This is a genomic window from Streptomyces sp. NPDC058086, from assembly GCF_042885015.1.
Taxonomy (GTDB): domain Bacteria; phylum Actinomycetota; class Actinomycetes; order Streptomycetales; family Streptomycetaceae; genus Streptomyces.
Map to the genome: position 1 here is coordinate 17055 of NZ_JBHVST010000043.1, position 24286 is coordinate 41340.

General features: G+C 69.5%; 22 protein-coding genes. 13 read left to right on the plus strand and 9 right to left on the minus strand.

Going from position 1 to position 24286, the window contains the following annotated elements:
* The first annotated feature begins 110 nt into the window (after window positions 1-110).
* On the plus strand, window positions 111-773 hold the full coding sequence (locus ACFVWD_RS29280; RefSeq protein ID WP_389600446.1) for a pirin family protein: 663 nt from the start codon (window positions 111-113) through the stop codon (window positions 771-773).
* 107 nt (window positions 774-880) lie between these two features.
* On the opposite strand, the gene ACFVWD_RS29285 is transcribed toward ACFVWD_RS29280, so the two are convergent.
* Together ACFVWD_RS29285 and ACFVWD_RS29290 are read right to left on the minus strand one after the other, a co-directional pair.
* The gene (locus tag ACFVWD_RS29285) at window positions 881-1705 is read right to left on the minus strand and encodes a serine hydrolase domain-containing protein (RefSeq protein ID WP_389600362.1); all 825 of its coding nucleotides are present in this window, start codon (window positions 1703-1705) and stop codon (window positions 881-883) included.
* 19 nt (window positions 1706-1724) lie between these two features.
* Complete coding sequence (locus ACFVWD_RS29290) at window positions 1725-2210, minus strand: GNAT family N-acetyltransferase (protein ID WP_389600363.1); 486 nt, start codon at window positions 2208-2210, stop codon at window positions 1725-1727.
* A 143-nt stretch (window positions 2211-2353) separates the two neighbouring features.
* Here ACFVWD_RS29290 and ACFVWD_RS29295 point away from each other — a divergent pair, with 143 nt between their 5' ends.
* Window positions 2354-2842: a MerR family transcriptional regulator gene (locus tag ACFVWD_RS29295; RefSeq protein ID WP_389600365.1), complete on the plus strand. Its 489-nt coding sequence runs from the start codon at window positions 2354-2356 to the stop codon at window positions 2840-2842.
* A complete protein-coding gene (locus tag ACFVWD_RS29300) occupies window positions 2839-3855 on the plus strand; it encodes an aldo/keto reductase (protein WP_389600367.1) in 1017 nt (338 codons plus the stop codon). The genes ACFVWD_RS29295 and ACFVWD_RS29300 overlap by 4 nt, the downstream gene beginning before the upstream one ends.
* Before the next feature lie 21 nt (window positions 3856-3876).
* Here the strand turns inward: ACFVWD_RS29300 and ACFVWD_RS29305 are convergent, their stop codons facing one another.
* The 3 genes from ACFVWD_RS29305 to ACFVWD_RS29315 all read right to left on the minus strand — a co-directional run bounded on the left by ACFVWD_RS29305 (window position 3877) and on the right by ACFVWD_RS29315 (window position 6910).
* Window positions 3877-4731: a DUF4429 domain-containing protein gene (locus ACFVWD_RS29305; protein WP_389600368.1), complete on the minus strand. Its 855-nt coding sequence runs from the start codon at window positions 4729-4731 to the stop codon at window positions 3877-3879.
* A 66-nt stretch (window positions 4732-4797) separates the two neighbouring features.
* A complete protein-coding gene (locus ACFVWD_RS29310; protein ID WP_389600370.1) occupies window positions 4798-6015 on the minus strand; it encodes an alpha/beta hydrolase in 1218 nt (405 codons plus the stop codon).
* Window positions 6016-6253: 238 nt separating this feature from the next.
* Window positions 6254-6910, minus strand: coding sequence for a TetR family transcriptional regulator (locus ACFVWD_RS29315; protein ID WP_389600372.1), 657 nt, complete (start codon window positions 6908-6910; stop codon window positions 6254-6256).
* A gap of 113 nt (window positions 6911-7023) precedes the next feature.
* Here ACFVWD_RS29315 and ACFVWD_RS29320 point away from each other — a divergent pair, with 113 nt between their 5' ends.
* The gene (locus tag ACFVWD_RS29320; protein WP_389600374.1) at window positions 7024-8646 is read left to right on the plus strand and encodes an MFS transporter; all 1623 of its coding nucleotides are present in this window, start codon (window positions 7024-7026) and stop codon (window positions 8644-8646) included.
* Between the two features lie 281 nt (window positions 8647-8927).
* On the opposite strand, the gene ACFVWD_RS29325 is transcribed toward ACFVWD_RS29320, so the two are convergent.
* Both ACFVWD_RS29325 and aceE read right to left on the minus strand, forming a co-directional pair.
* Window positions 8928-9695 carry a potassium channel family protein gene (locus ACFVWD_RS29325; protein WP_389600376.1) on the minus strand — a complete coding sequence of 256 codons (768 nt, stop codon included), beginning with the start codon at window positions 9693-9695 and terminating at the stop codon, window positions 8928-8930.
* A 110-nt stretch (window positions 9696-9805) separates the two neighbouring features.
* Window positions 9806-12553 carry a pyruvate dehydrogenase (acetyl-transferring), homodimeric type gene (gene aceE / locus ACFVWD_RS29330; protein ID WP_389600378.1) on the minus strand — a complete coding sequence of 916 codons (2748 nt, stop codon included), beginning with the start codon at window positions 12551-12553 and terminating at the stop codon, window positions 9806-9808.
* Window positions 12554-13022: 469 nt separating this feature from the next.
* On the opposite strand from aceE, the gene ACFVWD_RS29335 reads away from it, so the two are divergent.
* The 6 genes from ACFVWD_RS29335 (at window position 13023) to ACFVWD_RS29360 (ending at window position 17859) form a co-directional block, all read left to right on the plus strand.
* Window positions 13023-13451, plus strand: a complete 429-nt coding sequence (locus ACFVWD_RS29335; protein WP_054231000.1) for a DUF3052 domain-containing protein — start codon at window positions 13023-13025, stop codon at window positions 13449-13451.
* 356 nt (window positions 13452-13807) lie between these two features.
* A complete protein-coding gene (locus tag ACFVWD_RS29340) occupies window positions 13808-14266 on the plus strand; it encodes a peroxiredoxin (protein WP_067369436.1) in 459 nt (152 codons plus the stop codon).
* A gap of 129 nt (window positions 14267-14395) precedes the next feature.
* Window positions 14396-14971, plus strand: a complete 576-nt coding sequence (locus ACFVWD_RS29345; protein WP_054230998.1) for a TerD family protein — start codon at window positions 14396-14398, stop codon at window positions 14969-14971.
* 204 nt (window positions 14972-15175) lie between these two features.
* Window positions 15176-15751 (plus strand): TerD family protein, encoded by a 576-nt coding sequence (locus ACFVWD_RS29350; RefSeq protein WP_101405384.1) that lies wholly within the window; start codon window positions 15176-15178, stop codon window positions 15749-15751.
* A 111-nt stretch (window positions 15752-15862) separates the two neighbouring features.
* Entirely contained in the window at window positions 15863-17011 is a 1149-nt protein-coding gene (locus tag ACFVWD_RS29355) for a DUF475 domain-containing protein (protein WP_389600380.1), read from the plus strand.
* Window positions 17012-17118: 107 nt separating this feature from the next.
* Window positions 17119-17859, plus strand: coding sequence for a Tellurium resistance (locus ACFVWD_RS29360; RefSeq protein ID WP_168500987.1), 741 nt, complete (start codon window positions 17119-17121; stop codon window positions 17857-17859).
* Window positions 17860-17898: 39 nt separating this feature from the next.
* Here the strand turns inward: ACFVWD_RS29360 and ACFVWD_RS29365 are convergent, their stop codons facing one another.
* On the minus strand, window positions 17899-18795 hold the full coding sequence (locus ACFVWD_RS29365) for a TerD family protein (protein WP_389600382.1): 897 nt from the start codon (window positions 18793-18795) through the stop codon (window positions 17899-17901).
* Window positions 18796-18984: 189 nt separating this feature from the next.
* Here ACFVWD_RS29365 and ACFVWD_RS29370 point away from each other — a divergent pair, with 189 nt between their 5' ends.
* The 3 genes from ACFVWD_RS29370 to ACFVWD_RS29380 are packed head-to-tail and all read left to right on the plus strand — an operon-like array spanning window position 18985 to window position 23478.
* Entirely contained in the window at window positions 18985-20154 is a 1170-nt protein-coding gene (locus tag ACFVWD_RS29370) for an HpcH/HpaI aldolase/citrate lyase family protein (protein ID WP_389600384.1), read from the plus strand.
* Between the two features lie 43 nt (window positions 20155-20197).
* Window positions 20198-22651, plus strand: a complete 2454-nt coding sequence (locus ACFVWD_RS29375; RefSeq protein ID WP_389600385.1) for a phosphoribosyltransferase — start codon at window positions 20198-20200, stop codon at window positions 22649-22651.
* A complete protein-coding gene (locus ACFVWD_RS29380; RefSeq protein WP_389600387.1) occupies window positions 22651-23478 on the plus strand; it encodes an HAD family hydrolase in 828 nt (275 codons plus the stop codon). The genes ACFVWD_RS29375 and ACFVWD_RS29380 overlap by 1 nt, the downstream gene beginning before the upstream one ends.
* 141 nt (window positions 23479-23619) lie before the next feature.
* On the opposite strand, the gene ACFVWD_RS29385 is transcribed toward ACFVWD_RS29380, so the two are convergent.
* Window positions 23620-23844 carry a zinc ribbon domain-containing protein gene (locus ACFVWD_RS29385; RefSeq protein WP_101408169.1) on the minus strand — a complete coding sequence of 75 codons (225 nt, stop codon included), beginning with the start codon at window positions 23842-23844 and terminating at the stop codon, window positions 23620-23622.
* Between the last annotated feature and the right edge of the window lie 442 nt (window positions 23845-24286).

A 24286-nucleotide genomic window follows, 5' to 3' on the forward strand; every position in this document is an offset into this window, starting at 1 on the left:
AGGACGGAGGCGTGCGGCGGCGGGTCGCAAGTAGGCGGGGGGAGGGCCTAGGGCGGGGCTACGGTGTCCGTTGTGACGGACGTACGGCGACGACGGCGGAACGAGCGGATCTGATGGACGTACGGCGCGCCGACGAGCGCTACCACGGAGGTGACCCGGACGCCGGGATCACCTCATTCCACGCCTTCTCCTTCGGACCGCACTACGACCCCGACAACCTCCGCTTCGGTGCGGTGATCGCCTGCAACGAGGAGTCGCTCGCGCCCGGCGCCGGCTTCGACGAACATCCGCACAGCCACACCGAGATCGTGACGTGGGTGGTGGAGGGGGAGCTGACCCATCGCGACTCGGCGGGCCACGAGTCGGTGATCCGCCCCGGAGACGTCCAGCGGCTCAGCTCCGCGGGCGGCGTCCGGCACGTGGAACGCAACGACGGCTCGGTCCCCCTCGTCTTCGTCCAGATGTGGCTGGCCCCGTTGTCACCCGGCGGCGAACCGTCCTACGAAGTCGTCCACGGCATCGCGGACTCCACGCCGTACGCCGTCCCCGAAGCCGGGGCGATGCTTCATGTGCGGAGGCTGGCAGCGGGGGAGCGGACGGCGGTGCCGGATGCCGGGTTCGTGTACGTCCATGTCGTCCGGGGTGAAGTGCTCCTGGACGGCGAGGAACTGGGCCCCGGCGACGCGGCCCGCATCACCGACGCCAAGGACCTGGAAGCGGTGGCGGGAGCTCCGGCGGAACTGTTGCTGTGGGAGATGACCCCCTGGACCTGAAACCCCGGCCGGCCTGAGGCGTTAGGGGCGCGGGGCTGTGACATGTGCGGCTCCGCCGCCTGGGCGCGACCAGTCCCCACCCACCCGCAGCCGAAGAACCGGTGGGATCAGGCTCGCAGGGCTGTCAGTACGGCATCCGTGAACGGGGGCCAGGACTCGACCGCCCAGGCGCCGAACGCGCGGTCCGTGAGGGCGACGCACGCCGCGCCCGCCACCGGGTCGATCCACAGGAACGTACCGGACTGCCCGAAGTGACCGAAGGTCCGGGGCGAGGAGGAAACCCCCGTCCAGTGGGGGGACTTGGAGTCGCGGATCTCGAAGCCGAGCCCCCAGTCGTTGGGGTTCTGGTGGCCGTACCCGGGCAGCACCCCCTTCGTACCGGGGTACTGGACGGTCATGGCCTCCAAGACCGTACGCGGGTCGAGCAGCCGCGGCGCCTGCACCTCTGCCACGAAGCGCACCAGGTCCGCCACCGTCGACACCCCGTCCTTCGCGGGCGAGCCGTCCAGCGACGTCCTCGTCATCCCCAGCGGCTCCAGCACCGCCTGCCGCAGATACTCCCCGAAGGGGATGTCGGTCGCCTTGGCGACATGGTCCCCGAGCACCTCGAACCCGGCGTTGGAGTACAGCCGCCGCTCCCCGGGCGCGGCCGTCACCCGGTGTTCGTCGAACGCGAGCCCGGAGGTGTGCGCGAGGAGATGACGGACCGTCGACCCGGCCGGCCCGGCAGGCTCGTCGAGCTCGATCGCCCCCTCCTCGTACGCGACGAGCGCGGCGTACGCGGCCAGCGGCTTGGTGACCGAGGCGAGGGCGAAACGGTGATCGACAAGGCCGTGCGACCCGAGCACCGCCCCGTCCGCGCGGACGACGGCCGCGGCCGCCGTGGGAACGGGCCAGTTCTCGATCGACGCCAGGTTGTTCTGCAAAGACATGCCTAAGAGCCTAAGCGGCTCACAGCTGCAGCCGCATCGACGGGTCGGCCTTGCGGACGAATCCGAGCGAGGCGTACAGCGGCTCGGCGGCGGTGGACGCGTTGAGGTCGGCCTGGGGGACGTTCCGTTCGCGGAACCAGTCGAGGAGCGATTCCATGCACGCCCGCGCGTACCCCCGCCGCCGCGCGTCCGGATCGGTCGCGACGCTGAAGACGTGCCCGACCGCGCCGTGCGGATTGCCCGCGCGCCCGATCCGGTACTCGATCGTCCCCGCGACGAGCGCCGCGAGAGCGCCGGGCCGGTCGGGGTGGTCCGGGTGGTCCACGACGAAGGCCGCGAAGTCCCCGTCGGGGTCGGCGAGCCTGCCGCGTACGGTCGGGAGGGACTGGGCGTGCCACTCGGTGGACGAGGGGCCGGCGGAGGCGAAGACCGAGTCGATCATCACCTGGCGCAGGCGCAGTACTTCCTCGGCGTCCCCGGGCACGGCACGGCGTACGAGACTCATGATCCGCACGGTAGTCAGAGTGCCCCGCGCACGTCTCCGTATTTTCGGCGGACGTCCGTCGGACGTCCGACGGACGTCGCCGGACGGGTTCTCACCCGAATCCGCTTGCTTCGAGTGCACTCGAAGGTTTTAGCGTGGAGGTCATGACGGTGATGGAGACCACGGCCGAGGCCGCCGAGACCGGCACCAGTACGGGCACCGGGGACTGCGCCGCCCCGCCCCACCGGCACCGGCGCCCGGACGGCCAGGACAACTACACGATCAGCGAGGTCGTCGCCTTCACCGGCCTCACCGCGCACACCCTGCGCTGGTACGAACGGATCGGGCTGATGCCGCACATCGACCGCTCGCACACCGGCCAGCGCCGCTACAGCAACCGCGACCTGGACTGGCTCGACCTCGTCGGCAAGCTCCGGCTCACCGGTATGCCGGTCGCCGACATGGTCCGGTACGCGGAGCTGGTGCGCGAGGGGGACGACACCTACATCGCGCGCTTCGAGCTCCTGGAGGCGACCCGCCGCGACGTCAAGGCGCGGATCGCCGAGCTCCAGGACACCCTGGCGGTTCTCGACCACAAGATCAGTTTCTACGCGGACGCCGGGCGTGCCCTGGCGTCGGAGGGGTCCCGATGACGGACAGCAGGATCGCGAACGTGGAACTGGGCACCGGCGGCCCCGAGGTCGGCGTACAGGGCCTCGGCTGCATGGGCATGAGCTTCGCGTACGGGCCCACGGACGCCGACGAGGCCCGGGCCACCCTGGAACGGGCGCTGGAACTCGGCGTCACGCTCTTCGACACGGCCGACGTGTACGGCCTGGGGGAGAACGAGAAGTTCATCTCGCCCTTCGTCAAGGCGCACCGCGACGAAGTCGTCCTCGCCACGAAGTTCGGCATCTTCCGTGATCCCGCCGAGCCGACGAAGCGGACCATCCGCAACGAGACGCCGTACATCCGCCAGGCCGTCGAGGGGAGCCTGCGGCGGCTGGACGTCGACGTGATCGACCTCTACTACATGCACCGCCGTGACGTGAACATCCCCATCGAGGAGACCGTCGCCGCGATGGCCGAGCTGGTGCGCGAGGGCAAGGTCAAGCACCTCGGGCTGAGCGAGGTCACCGGCGGGGAGCTGCGCGCCGCGCACGCCGTGCACCCGATCGCGGCCGTGCAGTCGGAGTGGTCGCTGTTCAGCAGGGACATCGAGGCGGGCGTGGTGCCTGCGGTCCGTGAGCTGGGCGTCGCTCTGGTGCCGTACTCGCCGCTCGGGCGCGGTTTCCTCACCGGTTCGTTCGTCGACGCCGACCAGGATCTGACCTCGGACGACTTCCGCCGTACGATGCCGCGCTTCACCGGCGACAACGCGGCCGCCAACGCCGCGCTGCTGGAGCCGGTGCGTGCGGTCGCCGAGGCGCACGGGGCGTCGCCGGGACAGATCGCGCTGGCCTGGGTGCAGCAGCAGGCGTCGTCGCTCGGATTGCCGGTGGTGCCGATCCCGGGCACGCGCAGGCGCAGCCGGGTCGAGGAGAACACCGCGGCCACGCGGATCGTCCTGACGGAGGACGAGTTGGCGGTGCTGGAGCCGATCGCCTCGAAGGTGGCAGGGGACCGCTACGCGGACATGTCGTTCTCGTCGGCGGGGCGGGAGTAGAGCCGCGCCCCGCAGCCGGCATCAGAGCTCGGCCAGCAGTTCCGCCTTCTTCGTCGTGAACTCCTCGTCCGTGACCAGGCCCGCCTGGTGGAGTTCGCCGAGGTGACGGATGCGGTCGGCGATGTCGGCCGGGTCGCGGCGGGGAGCCGCGGCCGCGGTCACCGGGGCGGGACCCGAGGCCCGTACGGCCGCCAGGACCGACGCGGCGAACGGGAGGGACTCGTGGACGGGGCCGTAACCGAGGCCGAAGACGACCGCCGCCGGGTCCTGGTCCGCCTGGGCGGGCTGTGCGGTGGCGGGCTCGCGCCGCAGGAGCCGCAGATGGCCCTCGAAGACCTCGGGGGAGCGCCATTCGACCCCGCTGAGGCCGGTGACCGGGAAACTCTGGTCGCCGGCCTTCCACTTGGCGGAGGACGCGCCCGTCCAGAACCAGCGGAAGGACACCGCCTTGCCGTCGAAGGAGGCCTTCCCGTCGTACGCCTTGAAGTTCAGCGGCGCCTCGGGCGGCGCGACGAGGTAGCGCTCGGGCGGTTCGGCGTCCTCGGTGAGCGCGGCGCGCAGTTCGTCCGCGTAGTACTCGGCGAGGGTCTCCCGGTCGGCCGGCAGCACCAGCCGATAGGGGTCGCCCCCTTCCTTCAGCTGTCCCGCGGCCGCCTCCATCAGCGGATCGGCGCCCGCTCGCGGCACGGCGTGCAGGACGACCGTTCCGCGCTTGCCCGGCGTCAGTGTGACCCCCGCTATCGCCTCCAGGGGGATACGCCTTTCGCCGAGCGCCTGGAACAGCTTCGGCGAACGGATCCCCCGTTCGAAGCGGATGAGCACGGAGTCGGACTCGAACTCCCAGGCGGCATGAAATCCGGCCAGTACGTCACCCATGCGGGCCATCGTAAGCGGCTCGCACGTCTGCGTCGCCTCCCCGGGCGGACCGCAGTTCTTCGTCCTCTACGCGCGTCCCGCCGCCGGGGCGTCGGACAAACCCTCTCGGCAAGCGTCATCCTCGTGTGCGCACTGCACCGCCTGGTACGCGCCAATGCCGATCTCGGCGAAGTTGCGCAGGCTCTCGGTGCCCGGCTCGAAATAGCCTCCGTGGCCGTTCGCGCCCCGCGCGGACAGCACCCGGGCCCCGAACGCCTTCGACATCGGGTCGGCGCCGTGTCCGAGCCCGCCGAATTCGAGGTAGGGCACGTCCTGGATCCAGTCGCCGGAGTCCCGCATCGCCCAGACCCGGGCGGTGGTGTGCAGCGAGGACGCCTTCTGGGCCCGCATGCCGGGGCTGCCGGCGACCGCTATGTCGGAGACCCGTGAGGGCATGGTGCGGGCGGCGAGGCCGCACAGCACAGAGCCGTAGCTGTGGCAGTAGAGCGCGACGGGCGCACGGCCGGGCAGGGCGCGCAGCAGCGCGTTCAGCCGGATCGCGCCCTCCTCGGCGCGGCTGCCGGTGGCGGCGTCCATGCCGAGTCCGCTGGGCGTGGTGTAGTCGGCCCAGGCGATCACGGCCGTACGGGCCTGGGGGGCGGCGGCGTGCTCGGCCCCGTACAGGGCCTGCGCCATGCCGACCGGCGCTGAGTACTTCTTGTTGGTGCGCTGGAACGTGAGCAGATCGGTGTCGACGCCCGGCACCACGATGGAGATCCGCTCGGCCCGGTCGAGGTTTCCGAAGACCTCGGCGACCCGGCCCGAACCCATGGGGTCGAAGGCGAGGAAATCGCGCCCCTTCTGCAGCATCGCCTCGTAGCGGTGCATGCGGCGCCCGGCCTGCTGCTGTCCCAGGGACGAGAGCCGGTTGTCGTGCATGCGCTTCTTCTCGACCTTGCGCTGCTGGCCGATGGCGACGCGGTTGGCCTCGTAGCGCAGGGGTACGGGCGCGCCGTTCATGTTGCCGACCGCGAGCGGATAGCGGTGGGCGAGACCGGTGCGCTCGCGGGCGTCGAGGGACGCGAAGAAGCGGGCGAGGCGGCTCGGCGTGGAGTCCGGGTCAGGCAGTCGCTGTCCGGCGACGCTGCCGTGCTCCCACGCGGAGCGGGACGCCTGGAGAGGGGTTGCCCCTCGATGGCCCTGGAGTGCGGTCCAGCCACTTGTGGCCAGCATCACGAACACCACGGCCAGCGCGAGCAGTGCGCGCCAGACGTTCAGTTGGGGGGATGTGTCGAAGGAAGTCACTGAGAGGACACCCTAGGAGAAGGTTGGCGCCTCCCGTTAAACGAGTGACTGGTATCACGTTTCTCGCAGGGTAATTGGGGCAAACCGGGTTCAGTTTCAGATAAATAGTGACGCTGTGTGCCCGGAGTTGATCGTTCCGTGCGGCGTTCCGTGCGTCATTCCGCACGACACTCGGCACGCCACTCCGTGCGTCATTCCAACGTCACTGCGTGCGTCACTGCGTGCGTCACTGCGTGCGTCACTCCGAGCGCCACTTCTCCGCCAACGCGGGCCCCACCTGGTCGAGGTAAGCGGCGGTCAACTCGCGGATCGCCGGGATGCTGTGATCGGTTCCCTCGCTCCACAGGCGGCCCGTGATGCGCATCACTCCGCCGAACACGGCCACCGCGACGCGCGGTCTCGGGTCCGCGTCCACGTCGAGTCCCTCGCGCTCGGCGATGACCCGCGCGATCTCCTCCTCCAGTTCCGCGGAGCGGCGCAGATAGGCGGCGAGGAGGGCGGGTGTCGACTCGATCAACTGGTAGGCGCGCATGTGCAGTTCGAGCGGCACAACGGACTCGATCGACTCGCCGATGGTGTCCCAGCCCTCCAGGACGGCGCGGCGCAGCGCCTCCAACGGGGCTTCCTGGGGCGGGCGTTCGCGCACGGCGGCGAGGAAGCGTGCCTCCGCGACCCCCTGGGTGAACAGGGCGACCTCCTCCTTGCCCGCGAAGTAGCGGAAGAAGGTGCGCTGCGAGACGTCGACGGCCTCCGCGATCTCGTCGACGGTCGTCCGCTCGTAACCCTGGGTGGTGAACAGTTCGAGGGCGGCCCGCAGCAGGGCCTCCCGGGTGCGCTGCTTCTTGCGCTCGCGCAGGCCTGCCCGGGGCGACGTCTCGTCGGCAGTCGTCTCCATGAGGTCCTCTTCTGTTCTTTCAGCCCAGCTCAGCGTACTGGTGGGTGACGTGACAGTTACCGACTTGTGAATTGGTTTGTCAACTGTCAGCGGCTGTCACTAGCCTCGAAGGTATGACTAGTCAGACCACCATCGACACGACGGGTTCGGGGGACAAGGCTCCGGTCGCTCCGTCGGACAAGGCGCCGTCCGACGGGCTGCGCGGCCATCCGTGGTTCACCCTGTTCACCGTTGCCGTCGGCGTCATGATGGTCGCCCTGGACGGCACCATCGTGGCCATCGCCAACCCGGCCATCCAGAAGGACCTGGGCGCGAGCTTCGCCGACGTCCAGTGGATCACCAACGGCTACTTCCTCGCGCTCGCGGTCACCCTGATCACCGCGGGCAAGCTCGGTGACCGCTTCGGGCACCGTCAGACCTTCCTCATAGGCGTGGTCGGTTTCGCCGCGGCCTCCGGCGCGATCGGCTTCTCCAGCAGCATCGCCCTGGTCGTCACCTTCCGCGTCCTCCAGGGTCTGTTCGGCGCGCTGCTGATGCCGGCCGCGCTCGGCCTGCTGAGGGCCACCTTCCCGGCCGAGAAGCTGAACATGGCGATCGGCATCTGGGGCATGGTCATCGGCGCCTCCACCGCGGGCGGCCCGATCCTCGGCGGTCTGCTGGTCCAGCACGTCAGCTGGCAGTCGGTGTTCTTCATCAATGTGCCGGTGGGCGTCATCGCGCTGGTCCTCGGCCTGATGATCCTCCTCGACCACCGCGCCGAGAACGCCCCCCGCTCCTTCGACGTCCTGGGCATCGCGCTGCTCTCCGGCGCCATGTTCTGCCTGGTCTGGGCGCTCATCAAGGCCCCGACCTGGGGCTGGGGCTCCGGCCTGACCTGGACGTTCCTGGGCGCCTCGGTGCTCGGCTTCGTGCTCTTCGCCCTGTGGGAGAAGCGGGTCGAGGAGCCGCTGATCCCGCTGGGGCTGTTCCGCTCCGTACCGCTGTCGGCCGGTGTGGTCCTCATGGTGCTGATGGCCATCGCCTTCCTGGGCGGCCTTTTCTTTGTCACGTTCTACTTGCAGAACGTGCACGGCATGAGCCCGGTCGACGCAGGTCTGCACCTCCTCCCGCTCACCGGAATGATGATCGTGGGCTCGCCGCTGGCCGGCGCCCTGATCACCAAGACGGGTCCGCGCATCCCGCTGGCGGGCGGCATGGCCCTCACCGCGATCTCCATGTACGGCATGTCCACGCTGGACACGGGCACCAGCGGTGCCGTGATGTCGCTCTGGTTCGCCGGTCTCGGTCTCGGCCTCGCGCCGGTCATGGTCGGCGCCACCGAGGTCATCGTGGGCAACGCGCCGATGGAGCTCTCCGGCGTGGCCGGCGGTCTCCAGCAGGCCGCGATGCAGATCGGCGGCAGCCTCGGTACGGCCGTGCTGGGCGCCGTGATGGCCTCCAAGGTCGACGGCGACCTCGCGGGCAACTGGGCCGACGCCAAGCTGCCGCCGCTCACCCCGGCCCAGCTCGACCAGGCCTCCGAAGCCGTCCAGGTCGGCGCCGCACCGGTCGCCCCGGGCACCCCGGCCGCACTCGCCGAGAAGATCACGACCGTCGCCCACGACACGTTCATCTCCGGCATGAGCCTGGCCTGCCTGGTCGCCGCCGGGGTCGCCGTCGTGGCGGTCTTCGTCGCGCTCCTCACCAAGCGGGGCGAGAACGCCGAGGCGGCGGGGGCGGGCGCCGGCCATATCTGAGTCTGCGCGTCCGACCAGCCGTTTTTTGTACAGGTTTCACCTATCTGGGTGACACCGCTGAAGATCCCTCCCACCGGCAGCCGTCGCGCGTCACAGTGGGTCAAGTCCTCCGCACGACATGGGAGGACCACCGGAACTGCGGCGCGCTGCCGGAGGGGGGCGGCGCGCCCGCAGTCCGGAGAGGGCGGGTGGGGCGCCCGGCCAGGGCGCCCCCTCAGGGGCGCGGGGAACTGCGCGACCAGCCACATCGGACCCGCACCAGGCAACGAACCCCCCGCGCGCTAGCGCGAATGCTCTTCCGCACCCTCTGGCACCGGGTGCCGAACCCCACCAGCCAGCGCAGCCACTTCGGCGCGGAGCGCCCGCACTTCCTCCGTGAGCGACTCGATCGCCGCCGTCTGCCGCCGCTCCTCCACGTCGTCCTTCTCGAACCGCGAGATGAACCACGCGGCGATGTTCGCGGTCACGACACCGAGCAGCGCGATCCCGGAGAGCATCAGCCCGACCGCGATCATCCGCCCGAGGCCGGTGGTCGGCGCGTGATCCCCGTACCCCACCGTCGTCATCGTGGTGAACGACCACCACACGGCGTCACCCAGTGTCTTGATGTTCCCGTTCGGCGACTCCCGCTCCACCGACAGCACCGCGAGCGAGCCGAACATCAGCAGCCCGACGACCGCGCCCCCGACGTAGGTCGTCAGCCGGATCTGCTGATCCATCCGAGCCCGCCGCCCGACGAGCGTGAGCGTCGCGACGAGCCGCAGCAGCCGCAGCGGCTGGAGGATCGGCAGGATCACCGCGCACAGGTCCATCCAGTGCGTACGGACGAAGTCCTTGCGGTCCCGGACGAGTATGAGGCGCACGAGATAGTCGGCGGCGAACGCGCCCCACACCGTCCACTCCACGGCCGTGCACGCGCCCGTCAGGCCACGGCTCGCGTCGCTGTCCACGATCGGCACGGCATAGGCGACGGCGAAGGCCACCGCGAGTCCCAGCAGGGGCCGCTGCGTGAGCCGCTCCCAACGGACCTGCACCGATTGCTCGTTCATGTCCGCATCGTAGGTGCACACAGCACACGCAAGAGGCACGGGAAACCGGCTGGCCAGCTCCCCGCGCCTCTTGTTCCTGTCGTTTGTTTCCCCGGCGCTCCGCGGAGCGCCTACGCGTCGCCGCCCGCGGCTCCCGGGTCGGCCGACGCCACGTCGAGCAGCTGATAGCGGTCGATCGCCTGCTTCAGCACCGACCGGTCGACCTTGCCCTCACGGGCCAGCTCGGTCAGCACCGCGACCACGATCGACTGCGCGTCGATGTGGAAGAAGCGCCGCGCCGCGCCGCGCGTGTCCGCGAAGCCGAAGCCGTCCGCGCCCAGCGACTGGTACGTGCCCGGCACCCACCGCGAGATCTGGTCCGGAACCGATCGCATCCAGTCGGAGACGGCCACGAACGGACCCTCGGCGCCGCTCAGCTTCTGCGTCACATAGGGGACGCGCTGCTCCTCCTCGGGGTGCAGCAGATTGTGCCGCTCCACGTCGACGGCCTCGCGCCGCAGCTCGTTCCAGGAGGTCGCCGACCAGACGTCGGCGCGTACGTTCCACTCCTCGGCGAGGATCCGCTGCGCCTCGACCGCCCACGGCACGGCGACACCGGACGCCAGGATCTGCGCCGGGACGGAACCCGAAGTCCCTTCCGAGTAGCGGTGGATGCCCTTGAGGATGCCGTCCACGTCGACGTTCGCGGGCTCGGCCGGGTGCTGGATCGGCTCGTTGTAGACGGTGAGGTAGTAGAAGACGTCCTCGCCGTGCGGGTGTTCGTCGGACGAGCCGTACATCCGGCGCAGACCGTCCTTGACGATGTGCGCGATCTCGAACCCGAACGCCGGGTCATACGCGACACAGCCCGGGTTGGTCGAGGCGAGCAGCTGCGAGTGGCCGTCCGCGTGCTGAAGGCCCTCACCGGTCAGAGTCGTACGGCCGGCGGTCGCGCCCAGGACGAAACCGCGCGCCAACTGGTCGGCCATCTGCCAGAACTGGTCACCGGTGCGCTGGAAACCGAACATCGAGTAGAAGACGTAGACCGGGATCAGCGGCTCGCCGTGTGTGGCGTACGCCGAACCCGCGGCGATCAGCGAGGCCGTGCAGCCCGCCTCGGAGATGCCGTCGTGCAGCATCTGACCGGTCGGCGACTCCTTGTAGGCCAGAAGCAGATCGCGGTCCACGGACTCGTACTGCTGGCCGAGCGGGTTGTAGATCTTCGCGCTCGGGAAGAACGAGTCCATGCCGAACGTGCGGTACTCGTCGGGCGCGATCAGCACGAACCGCTTGCCGATCTCCTTGTCCCGCATGAGGTCCTTCAGCAGTCGAACGAACGCCATGGTCGTGGCGATCGACTGCTGACCGGAGCCCTTCTTCACACTCGCGTACGCCTTGTCGTCCGGCAGGGCCAGCGGCTGCGACCGTACGACGCGCGTGGGGACGTATCCGCCGAGCCCCTTGCGGCGGTCGTGCATGTACTGGATCTCTTCCGAGTTGCGGCCCGGGTGGTAGTACGGCGGCGCGCCGGACTCCAGCTCCTTGTCGGAGATCGGCAGGTGCAGACGGTCCCGGAAGCCCTTGAGGTCGTCGACCGTCAGCTTCTTCATCTGGTGTGTGGCGTTGCGGCCCTCGAAGTTCGGGCCGAGCGTCCAGCCCTTGACCGTCTGCGCCAGGATCACCGTCGGCTGGCCCTTGTGCGCCTTGGCCGCCGAGAACGCCGCGAAGATCTTCTTGTGGTCGTGGCCGCCGCGCCCCAGGTGCAGGATCTGGTCGTCGGTCATGTTCTCGACCATCGCCCGCAGCCGGTGGTCGTCACCGAAGAAGTGCCGGCGGATGTAGTCGCCCGTCTCGGTGGCGTACGTCTGGAACTGGCCGTCCGGGGTGGTGTTCAGCTTGTTGACCAGCACGCCGTCGCGGTCCTGCGCGAGCAGCGGGTCCCAGGTGCGGTCCCAGACCAGCTTGATGACGTTCCAGCCGGCGCCCCGGAACTGGGACTCCAGCTCCTGGATGATCTTTCCGTTGCCGCGTACCGGGCCGTCGAGGCGCTGGAGGTTGCAGTTGACGACGAAGGTCAGGTTGTCCAGACCCTCTCGAGCGGCGATGGACAGCTGTCCGAGCGATTCCGGCTCGTCCATCTCGCCGTCCCCGAGGAACGCCCAGACGTGTGACTTGGAGGTGTCCGCGATGCCGCGCGCCTCCATGTAGCGGTTCATCCGCGCCTGGAAGATCGCGCCGAGTGGACCGAGGCCCATGGAGACGGTCGGGAACTCCCAGAAGCCCGGCATCAGGCGCGGGTGCGGGTACGAGGACAGACCGTACGGAGCCTTCGACTTCTCCTGCCGGAACGCGTCGAGCTGCTGCTCGGAGAGCCGGTCGAGGAGGAACGCGCGGGCGTAGATACCGGGGGAGGCGTGCCCCTGGAAGAAGATCTGGTCGCCGCCGTCGCCCTCGTCCTTGCCACGGAAGAAGTGGTTGAAGCCGACGTCGTAGAGCGAGGCGGAGGAGGCGAAGGTGGCGATGTGACCGCCGACGCCGATGCCGGGACGCTGGGCGCGCGAGACCATCACGGCGGCGTTCCAGCGGGTGGCGTTGAGGACCTTGCGCTCGATCTCCTCGTTGCCGGGGAAGAAGGGCTCGTCCTTGGTGGCGATCGTGTTGACGTAGTCCGTGCTGCGCATCTCGGGCACGGCCACGCGCTTCTCGCGGGCCCTTTCGATCAGCCGCAGCATCAGATAGCGGGCGCGCTCACGGCCACGCTCGTCGACGGCGGCGTCGAGGGAGTCGAGCCACTCCTGGGTCTCTTCGGGGTCGAAGTCCGGGACCTGACTGGGAAGGCCGCCAATGATGATCGGATTGCGATCGGATCCGGAAGCCACGCTGTTCCTTCACTGTCAGAGGGGCGTGTGAGGGCTGCCCGAGCGGTTGTCTGGGAGGCTGTCTGAGGCGGTTTTTCGGTCTGTCTGCACCGTTCCCCATCGTGTACCTCGGGAACGGAATCGTCATCTCTACCGAGAGGTAACCAACACATTCCTGCAGTTCGTTGGGACGTGCCCGACCAAAACGCAACGATACGCTCACTCCGTGACGCGTTCCGCAAAGTCGTTCGGGCCTCGTACGCTCCAAGGGTTCCGAAATTCATAAATGGGGCAGAAGGGTGTGGTGTGCGTCACTTATGGCCTTGAATCCACGCCTGGGGTTGCGCCGACACCGCCGGGATCGTCACCGTTTCGGCGGTCTCGACGGCCGGGTACTTGCGCGATCCGCCCCGCCCGTGTGGACTACGGCCAATGCTTCGCGTACGCGCGTGGCTGAGACATCTACCGAAACATGATCAGGAGGCAAGCCGTGAGCGCGACCGCGGACCACGCGGAGGAGCGGACCAACCCGGCCGGCAGGCTGGGGTTCGAGCCCGGACAGGTGGTCCAGGAGATCGGCTTCGACGACGACGTTGACCACGAGCTCCGTGAAGGTATCGAATCGTTGATCGGCCAGGACCTGGTCGACGAGGACTACGACGACGTCGCTGACGTCGTGTTGCTGTGGTTCCGCGACGAGGACGGCGACCTTACGGACGCTCTGGTGGACGCCATCGGTCTCCTTGAGGACGGCGGCATGATCTGGCTGCTGACCCCGAAGACCGGCCGGGACGGCTACGTCGAACCCAGCGACATCAGTGACGCCGCCCAGACTGCCGGCCTCTCCCAGACGAAGAGCATCTCGGTCGGGAAGGAGTGGTCGGGCACGCGTCTGGCCACGCCCAAGTCGAAGCGCTGAGCTCTCGCTCCGTCTGCCGCACAAACCACCCAAGAGGCCCCCGTCGGCGTCCCCGCCGCCGGGGGCCTCCCCCATGCCCCGGGGCCTGTGGGGGAGGCGAGGAGCAGCCACGCCGGACCACCTCACCGCCGCGGTCCCCGGGCCGGAACGCCGGCCTCCGAGACAACACCCCACCCGAATGGCGGCAGCCCCCGCAAAGCGTTGTGCCCCGGACGAGCGGGCTCGGTCGCGCGGGTGCGAGGCGCGTACCGGAGGTGGCGCGTGGGGCACGTGGTCGGGGTGCGGCGGGTGGGGCGGGGGGTGCTGCGTAGGGTGGGGTTCACCCGAACAGGCCCTTGGAAGGGGAGCGTGTGACTATGGCGATCGAGGTCGGCACCGAGGCACCGGACTTCGAGCTCAAGGACAACCACGGCGCCACCGTGAAGCTGTCCGACTTCCGCGGTGAGAAGAACGTGGTGCTGCTCTTCTACCCGTTCGCCTTCACCGGCGTGTGCACCGGCGAGCTGTGTGCCCTGCGCGACGAACTGCCGAAGTTCGTCAACGACGACGTCCAGCTGCTGGCCGTCTCCAACGACTCCATCCACACCCTGCGCGTCTTCGGCGAGCAGGAGGGCCTGGAGTACCCGCTTCTCTCCGATTTCTGGCCGCACGGCAACACTTCGCGCGCGTACGGCGTCTTCGACGAGGACAAGGGTTGTGCCGTGCGCGGCACCTTCATCATCGACAAGGCGGGCGTCGTCCGCTGGACCGTCGTCAACGGTCTGCCGGACGCGCGTGACCTGAACGAGTACGTGAAGGCGCTCGACACTCTGTGAGCCCGACACCCTGTGATTGTTCGGTCGCAGGGCCTGCAGGGTGCGGGAACCCGTCACTAGGATCGAAACGTTGATCCGATACCAACGCACGACGGGGCTCCCCGCCCCTGGACACCATTGGGAGGACTCGTGGGAGTCAGCCTCAGCAAGGGCGGCAACGTATCGCTGACCAAGGAGGCCCCGGGACTGACCGCGGTCATCGTCGGTCTGGGATGGGACGCCCGAACCACCACCGGCGTCGACTTCGACCTCGACGCCAGCGCCATCCTCACGAATGCGGACGGCAAGGTGAGCACCGACCAGAACTTCGTGTTCTTCAACAACCTGAAGAGCCCGGACGGTTCGGTCGAGCACACCGGGGACAACATCACCGGTGAGGGCGAGGGCGACGACGAGCAGATCAAGGTCAACCTCGCCGCCGTGCCCGCCGACGTCCAGAAGATCGTGTTCCCGGTCTCCATCTACGACGCCGAGAACCGCCAGCAGTCCTTCGGCCAGGTCCGCAACGCGTTCATTCGCGTGGTGAACCAGGCCGGCGAGGCGGAGATCGCGCGCTACGACCTCTCCGAGGACGCCTCGACGGAGACCGCCATGGTCTTCGGCGAGCTGTACCGCAACGGCCCGGAGTGGAAGTTCCGCGCCATCGGCCAGGGCTACGCCTCGGGCCTGCGCGGCATCGCGCAGGACTTCGGCGTCAACGTCTGACACGACCGTCGGACGGGGACACGTCGGACGCGAACGTTTGGTCTGAACGTTTGACGCGACCGTCCGACGTGAACGTCTGAGCCGTACGGCCTTCGGCTCCAGGCCCGGCGCCGCACGCTTCATGTGCGGCGCCGGACCCGCTGGACCACCGCGCGCAGGTCGCGCGGCACAACTAAAAGTTTGACCTCGGGGAGGACCAGCATCATGGGCGTCACGCTCGCCAAGGGAGGCAATGTCTCCCTCTCCAAGGCCGCACCCAACCTCACGCATGTGATGATCGGGCTCGGCTGGGACGCGCGCTCCACCACCGGAGCCGACTTCGACCTCGACGCCAGCGCCCTGCTGTGCAATTCCGGCCGGGTGCTCGGCGACGAGTGGTTCATCTTCTACAACCAGCTCAAGAGCCCGGACGGCTCCGTGGAGCACACCGGTGACAACCTCACGGGTGAGGGCGAGGGCGACGACGAGTCGATCCTGATCGACCTCTCCAAGGTGCCGGCCAACGTCGACAAGATCGTCTTCCCGGTCTCCATCCACGAGGCCGACAACCGCGGTCAGACCTTCGGCCAGGTCAGCAACGCGTTCATCCGCGTGGTCAACCAGGCCGACGGCCAGGAGCTCGCCCGCTACGACCTGTCCGAGGACGCCTCGACGGAAACGGCGATGATCTTCGGCGAGGTCTACCGCTACAACCAGGAGTGGAAGTTCCGAGCGGTCGGACAGGGGTACGCGTCCGGTCTGCGCGGCATCGCGCTCGACTTCGGAGTCAATGTTTCCTAGGGCCCGCCCGAGTCAGCCGAAGGGGCGGCCCTCTAGACTTCGTGGTCAACAGTAGGTAAAGCCGAGTACGGCGCGGGGGAGACCCGTACATACACGATGATTGGGTAGCCAGTGCTTCTGAAAACCTTCGGCTGGTCGTTTGCGGTCACCGCGCTCGGCTTGGTCGCAGCGGTGATCTACGGGGGGTGGACCGCCTTTGGCATCGTGGCGATCCTGGCCATCCTGGAGATCTCGCTGTCCTTCGACAACGCGGTGGTCAATGCCGGGATCCTGAAGAAGATGAATGCCTTCTGGCAGAAGATCTTCCTCACGGTGGGTGTGCTGATCGCCGTCTTCGGCATGCGACTGGTCTTCCCTGTCGTGATCGTGGCGGTCACGGCCAAGAAGGGCCCGATCGAGGCGGTCAACCTCGCGCTGACCGACAAGGACCAGTACCAGCAGCTGGTCACGGACGCCCACCCGGCGATCGCCGCCTTCGGTGGCATGTTCCTTCTGATGATCTTCCTCGACTTCATCTTCGAGGACCGGGACATCCAGTGGCTGCGCTGGATCGAGCGTCCGCTGGCCAAGCTCGGCAAGGTCGACATGCTGTCGGTCTGCATCGCCCTGGTCGTGCTGCTGGTCTCCTCCATGACCTTCGCGGTCCACGCCCACCAGCACGGCGGCGCGCACATCGACAAGGCGCAGACGGTGCTGATCGCCGGCATCGCGGGCCTGATCACGTACATGGTCGTCGGCGGACTCTCCGGCTACTTCGAGGACAAGCTCGAGGAAGAGGAGGAGCGGGAGCACGAGGAAGAGGAGGAGGCCGCGCGGACCGGCAAGAAGAAGCCGGCCGTCGTCCTCGCCGGTCAGGCCGCGTTCTTCATGTTCCTCTACCTCGAGGTCCTGGACGCGTCCTTCTCCTTCGACGGTGTCATCGGCGCCTTCGCCATCACCAACGACATCGTGCTGATGGCGCTCGGCCTCGGCATCGGCGCCATGTACGTCCGCTCGCTCACGGTCTACCTGGTCCGCCAGGGCACCCTCGACGACTACGTCTACCTGGAGCACGGCGCGCACTACGCCATCGGCGCCCTCGCCGTGATCCTCCTGGTCACCATCCAGTACCAGATCCACGAGGTCATCACCGGTCTCGTCGGTGTCGTCCTGATCGCCTGGTCCTTCTGGTCCTCGGTGCGTCGCAACACGGCGCTCGCGGCGGCCGAGGGAAAAGCGACGGCCTCGGACGACAAGACTGAGGTCTCGTCCGGGGTGTGAGTCCGGGAGCGTGATTCCGGGAACGCTCTGAGCGGGGCGGCCGTCGAGGACGAGTCCTCGTGGCCGCCCCGTCGCATATCCAGGCAACGTGGGGGCGGGACAAGGCAATGGGCTTCTGGGACGACCTGTGGCGCGGACGCTCGACGGACTTCGACTCCGGCAGTGCCGCCACCAACTCCATAGAACTGACCAAGCGGAACCACACGGTCTCGCTCACCAAGCAGGGCGCAGCCACCGGCAACCTGCGCATCAACCTGTCCTGGCGCATGCGTACGTCGGACATCGGCGGCGGCCAGCAGCGGGGCAGCCTGCTGCGGCACCCCTTCAAGACCTTCAAGCCGGACGTGGTCCAGGCACACACCCAGAGCATGGTGAACGTCGACCTCGACCTGGGCGTGATGTACGAGCTCGCGGACGGCACCAAGGGCGTGGTGCAGCCCCTGGGCAACTTCCTCGGCGACATCAACGACCCGCCGTATGTGAAGCTCAGCGGTGACGACCGGTTCGGTTCGGCGTCCGGCGAGACGGCCTACGTCAACCTCGACCATCGCGACGACATCAAGCGGCTCCTGGTCTTCGTGTACATCTACGACCAGACGCCCGCCTTCGACCGTACGCACGCCATCATCACGCTCTACCCGAGCAACGGGCCCCGGATCGAGATCGGCCTCGACGAGCGGCATCCGCAGGCCCGCTCCTGCGCGGTGGTGATGATCGAGAACAACAAGGGCGAGATCACCGTGCGGCGTGAGGTGAAGTTCGTGTACGGGTTCCAGGCGGAGCTGGACCGGTTGTACGGGTGGGGGTTGCAGTGGGGGCGGGGGTACAAGTCCAAGGCCGACCGTTGATGGTCGAATACAGCTCCACGCCCCTTTCGGGGCGCTTTCCTAGCGTCCGATGAACTGTGGCCCCTGCGGCGGCAGCCTGAAATCCGGGTCGGGGAGGGAGCCGACCGCCTGCGGGAAGCCGTAGGCCGGCTGGACGGCCGGGGCCGTCTGGGGCCCCGGGTAGCCGTAGGCGGGCTGGCTGGCCGGCTGGGGGTAGCCGTACGCGGGCTGGGCGGGGGCCGTCTGCGCGGGCCCCGGATAGCCGTAGGCGGGCTGCTGGGGCACCGGGGCGGACTGCTCGGGCGGGAGCGGCACCGAGGTCTCCGGGGAGGCCGCGGGGTCCGCCCAGGCGGTGACGTCGGGCACGGGCGCGACGGCCTCCGGCTCGGACTCGTCCACCGTGATCCCGAAGTCGGAGGCGAGCCCCTCCAGACCGTTCGGATAGCCCTCGCCGAGCGCCCGGAACTTCCAGACCTGACCGCGCCGGTACAGTTCGCCGCAGATCAGCGCCGTCTCCGTACCCGTCTCCGGCTTGATGTCGAAGTAGGCCAGCGGCTCACCGTCCGAGCCGGTGGTGCCAGTCGTGCCGGTCGTGCCGGACGCGTCGTACAGCAGGATGCGTAGGGCGCGTACCTGGTCGAAGGTGACGCCGTCCGCCGATGCGACCAGCAGAATCTGTCCGACACCGGACTCGACACCCGCCAGATCCGTCTGGATGGTGTCGGTGAGGCCCTCGGCGACGCGTTTCTTGCCAAGTCGCCACACCTTGCCCGAGGGATGGCGTGGCTGGTTGTAGAAGACGAAGTCCTCGTCGGATCGCACACGACCGTCGGGACCGAGGAGCAGCGCCGAGACATCGACATCGGGGACACCCTGCCCGGGCGTCCAGCGCAGCACGGCACGTACCGCTGTGGCGTCCAGCGGGACGTTCGACCCCTTCAGCATCGCGTGCGTCATGCGGTCATCCTGCCCTCTCGGTCCTGGTCACGACAACGCGGGGGTAAGGATTCCCGGTCGGGATGCGCGGGCAACCGACATGGCCGAGTTACCAGAACTTCACGCCTGGTGGGAACGACTGACATGGATTTGTACGTACTATTACCGGCCACCTCACGTAAGTCCGCCTAGCCGCCACGGGGGAGTTTCATGCGTCATTTCGGGCACATCGCCCCTGAAGAGCGGCAGCGTCTCTTCTACCGGGAGCCGTGCGTCTTCACCGCCGACTCGCCCGCCCGCGTGCTCGCGGCGGCCCTCGGCGCCACCCTGTACAGCCCCGCGACCAGACCCCACCTCGCCGACGACGTCGTCAAGCAGGCCGGGCGCGGCGTGGTCTCCATGGTGCTGTGCCTGGAGGACTCGATCGACGACGCCGAGGTCGTGGGCGCCGAGGAGAACCTGGTCCGGCAGTTCGCCGACCTCGCCGGACGGCCGGAGACCGACGGGCTCCCGCTGCTGTTCGTACGGGTCCGTGAGCCCGGGCAGATCCCGGACCTGGTCCGGCGGCTCGGCGCGTCCGTGCGGCTGCTGTCCGGGTTCGTCCTGCCGAAGTTCACCGAGGAGCGGGGCGTCCCGTTCATGGAGGCGCTCACCGCGGCCGAGTCCGCGAGCGGCCGGCGGCTGTTCGCGATGCCGGTCCTGGAGTCGCCCGGCCTGCTGTACCTGGAGAGCCGCCGGGAGACCCTGGAGGGCATCTCCCGGGTCGTCGCCAAGTACCGCGACCGCGTCCTCGCGCTGCGCCTGGGCGTCACCGACTTCTGCTCGGCGTACGGGCTGCGCAGGGCGCCCGACATGACCGCGTACGACGTCCAGATCGTCGCCTCCGTGATCGCGGACGTGGTGAACGTGCTGGGGCGCTCGGACGGCACCGGGTTCACGGTCACCGGGCCCGTGTGGGAGTACTTCCGGGTCCAGGAGCGCATGTTCAAGCCGCAGCTGCGCCGCAGCCCCTTCCAGGAGGGCGAGGTCGAGGAGCTGCGCGAGGCGCTGATCGAGCACGACCTGGACGGGCTGCTGCGCGAGATAGCCCTCGACCGGGCCAACGGTCTGCTCGGCAAGACCTGTATCCACCCCTCGCACGTCCCGGCGGTGCACGCGCTGTCCGTGGTCAGCCACGAGGAGTACAGCGACGCGCAGGACATCCTCAGGCCCGAGCGGGGCGGCGGGGGCGTGCTGCGGTCGGCGTACACGAACAAAATGAATGAAGTGAAGCCGCACCGCGCCTGGGCCGAGCGCACCCTCCAGCGCGCCGAGGTGTTCGGTGTGGCGAACGAGGACATCGGCTTCGTGGAACTGCTCGCGGCCGCCCTGCCTGCGTGAACCGCGCCGGCTCGAGCGACCTCGACCGACCGACAAGGAATCGATGAAGAACGTGGTGTGGACGGGGACCTGGGTCGCCGAGCGACTGGGTGTCGAGCTCGTCGGTGACGAGGAGCTGAGCGACCTGCTGGGGCTCGCGCTGCGGCGCAACCCCCGCCGGGCGCATCTGCTCGTGTCGAACGTGCTCGGCAAGCACGTCCCGCAGTCGCCGTCCGTGGTGTACGGACACGGGTTCGCGCTCGGCCGGCGGGTGCGGGAGCTGCTCGGCACCGAGGACGCCCGCGCGGCCGTCGTCCTCGGGTATGCCGAGACGGCCACCGGCCTCGGCCACTCCGTCGCCGACGGCGTGGGCCTCGCGCCCTACCTCCACTCGACCCGCCGCCCCGTCCCCGGCGTCGACACGGCGGGCGGCTTCGAGGAGTCCCACTCCCACGCCACCTCCCACCTCCTGCTGCCGGAGAACCCCGGTCTGCTGGCGGGCCCGGGCCCCCTGGTCCTCGTCGACGACGAGTTCTCCACCGGCAACACGGTCCTCAACACCATCCGCGACCTCCACGCCCGCTATCCGCGCGACCGCTATGTGGTCGTGGCCCTGGTCGACATGCGCTCGGCCGCGGACCTGGGCCGGCTGGCGGAGTTCGCGACGGAGATCGGCGCACGGGTGGACCTGGTCGCCGCGGCGAGGGGCACCGTGAACCTCCCGGAGGGCGTCCTGGAGAAGGGCCAGGCGCTGGTGGCGGAACACGAGACCACCGAGATCACCGAGCGCTCCGAGTCCGCCGACAGCCGTCCGGGGCACCCCGGTGCCACCCGTGTCGAGCTCGGCTGGCCCCGGGGCCTGCCCGACGGGGGACGGCACGGGTTCACGCCCGGGCATCGAATACGGCTGGACGCGGCGCTGCCCGCCATGGCCGCGCGGGTCGCCGACGCGCTGCCGGAGGGGGCGCGGCGCGTCCTCGTACTCGGCTTCGAAGAGCTGATGTACGCGCCGCTCAGGCTGGCCAGGGAGCTGGAGCAGGTGGTGCCCGCCGAGGTGCGGTACTCCACGACCACCCGCTCCCCGGTGCTCGCCCTCGACGACCCCGGTTACGCCATACGGACGCGCCTCGTCTTCCCGGCCCACGACGACCCCGACGACGGACCGGGTGAGCGGTACGCCTACAACGTCGCGGGTGCCGGTTTCGACGCGGTCGTGGCCGTGGTCGACTCCGCCGCCGACACGCCCGGCCTGCATGCCCCCGACGGCCTGCTGGCCCAGCTCGCGGAGCACACCCCGAACGTCCTGCTCGCCGTCGTCCCGTCGTACGTCCCCGCACGGCCGTCCACAGAAAGGCCCTCCATGCTCCCCGAGCCCCTCCGCGGCCCCGCCTTCTCCTCGTACGCGCCCGACGAGGTCGGCTGGCTGCTGCAGGACCTCTCGGACGTGACGCTGGAGGCGCCGACCGAGGAGCGCGAGGAGGCGATCCAGAGCGGCGGCGCCCACTACGCGGAGTCGCTGCCGGTCGAGTACCAGCCCAGCCCCCAGTACCAGGAGCTGTTCCAGGCGGCCCTGGGCACCTCGGCCGCCCGGATCGCCCAGGCCGTCGGCGCGGTGACCGAGCTGGTGCTGGCCGAGCGCTCCCCGCGTCCGGTCCTCGTCTCGCTGGCCCGCGCGGGCACCCCGGTCGGCGTTCTGATGCGCCGCTGGGCCAAGCACCGGCACGGCCTCGACCTGCCGCACTACGCCGTCTCCATCGTCCGTGGCCGCGGCATCGACGCCAACGCGCTGCGCTGGCTGGCCGCCCACCACGACCCGGCCGACGTCGTGTTCGTCGACGGCTGGACCGGCAAGGGCGCCATCACCCGCGAACTCACCGAGGCCGTCAGGGAGTTCGAGTCCGCCGAGGGCGTCACCGGCTTCGACCCGGAGATCGCGGTCCTCGCCGACCCGGGCTCGTGCGTGCGGACGTACGGCACCCGCGAGGACTTCCTCATCCCCTCCGCCTGCCTCAACTCGACGGTCTCAGGCCTGATTTCGCGTACCGTGCTGCGCTCGGACCTGGTCGGCGAGTACGACTTCCACGGCGCGAAGTTCTACCGCGAGCTCGCCGGCTCCGACGTCTCCGTCGACTTCCTGGACGCCGTCGCCGCCCACTTCCCCGACGTCGCCGACGCGGCCTGCGCCCAGGCCAAGGAGCTCCTCGCCGCCGACCGTACCCCCACCTGGGAGGGCTGGGCGGCCGTCGAGCGGATCAGCGAGGAGTACGAGATCCACGACGTGAACCTCGTCAAGCCGGGCGTCGGCGAGACCACCCGCGTGCTGCTGCGCCGCGTCCCCTGGAAGATCCTGGCGCGCGCCGGAGCGGGCGCCGACCTCGACCACGTACGCCTGCTCGCCCAGCAGCGCGGGGTGCCCGTCGAGGAGGTCGACGAACTCCCCTACACCTGCGTGGGGTTGATCCACCCGAAGTACACGCGCGGCGCGACCGGCGCCGACGGCAAGGCGGTGACGGTCTGATGTCCGCGCCCAGGGTGCTCGTCGCCAGCGATCTCGACCGTACGCTGATCTACTCCTCCGCCGCCCTCGCGCTGACCATGCCGGACGCGCGGGCGCCCCGGCTGCTCTGCGTCGAGGTGCACGAGGCCAAGCCGCTGTCGTACATGACCGAGACGGCCGCCGCGCTGCTCACCGAGCTCGGCGACACGGCCCACTTCGTGCCCACCACGACCCGCACCCGCAAGCAGTACCAGCGCATCAACCTGCCGGGCCCCGCGCCCGAGTACGCGATCTGCGCCAACGGCGGGCACCTGCTCGTCGACGGTGTCTCCGACCCCGACTGGCACGCGGCCGTGACCGCGCGGCTCGCCGACGAGTGCGCGCCGCTGGACGAGGTGCGGGAGTATCTGGCGGCCACCGCCGATCCGGTCTGGGTCCGCAAGCACCGGGTCGCCGAGGACCTGTTCGCCTATCTGGTGGTGGAGCGTGAGCTGCTGCCCGAGGAGTGGGTGAAGGAACTCGCCGTCTGGGCGGAGGGCCGCGGCTGGACGGTGTCGTTGCAGGGCCGCAAGATCTACGCCGTGCCGAAGCCGCTCACCAAGAGCGCTGCCGTGCGCGAGGTGGCCCGACGCACCGGCGCGCTCCTGACCCTCGCCGCCGGTGACTCCCTCCTCGACGCCGACCTGCTGCTCGCCGCCGACCGTGGCTGGCGGCCGGGCCACGGGGAGCTGGCCGAGGCCGACTGGACGGCGCCGGCGATCACCGCCCTCCCGGAGCGGGGGGTCGCTGCGGGGGAGCGGATCCTGCGGGAGTTCGTGGTCGCCTGTGGCCGCCCGGGCGCGGTCTGAGCGGGAGCCGGGCGCGGTCCGAGGGGGAGCCGTGCCCGGCCTGTGCGGGGGCCTCGTAGGGCCTGAGAGTGCGACACGCCCGGGCCGCGCGGAGGATTCGGGCGAAGAAAAGCTGAAGACTTCCTGAAAAATCCTGGTCGGTCAGCCGCAGCACCCGCCGCCGCAGCACCCGCCTCCGCCCCCTCCGGACGGGCGCGGGGCGGGCGCGGACGCCGACCCGCCGGTGGCGACCGCGACGGTCGACAGGAGTTTCACCGTGTCGTCGTGCCCGGCGGGACAGTCCGCCGGAGCGGCGGATTCCGCCATGGGGCGGCTCAGTTCGAAGGTGTCGCCGCAGGTCCGGCAGCGGTACTCGTAGCGAGGCATACCCACAGGTTAGCGGCCGGGGACCGACGATCGAAGCCTTCCGTGGCCCGTTCGCGCACCGGGTGGCGCCGTGGTCCGGAACCCGGGCCTCCTCGATTCCTCCCCGATTCCCGCCCGATGCCTTCAGAGGGCCGACTTGACCTGCTGAACATTTCTGTCTGGTTCCTGGGCGAGGAGATCGGATTAGTCGCTGATAATTTAAGAGGGCCGCGACGAGCCGCAAGGTCGGGGAGGGGGGCTCGCAGCCGCATGTGCGGCAGCTGCATCTACCCGCGCGCGCAATTCCGAAGTGCGGAGGGAGACGCAGTCGTGACCGAGGCATGGCATCGAACAGATGCCCCGCATCCTCTGGGCCGTCCACGCGCCGGAGCCCGCCGTGGCTAGCGGGGAGGGCGACGACCGCCGGAATCGCCGCGGGCTCGGTCCGCAACGGCCCGCGAGC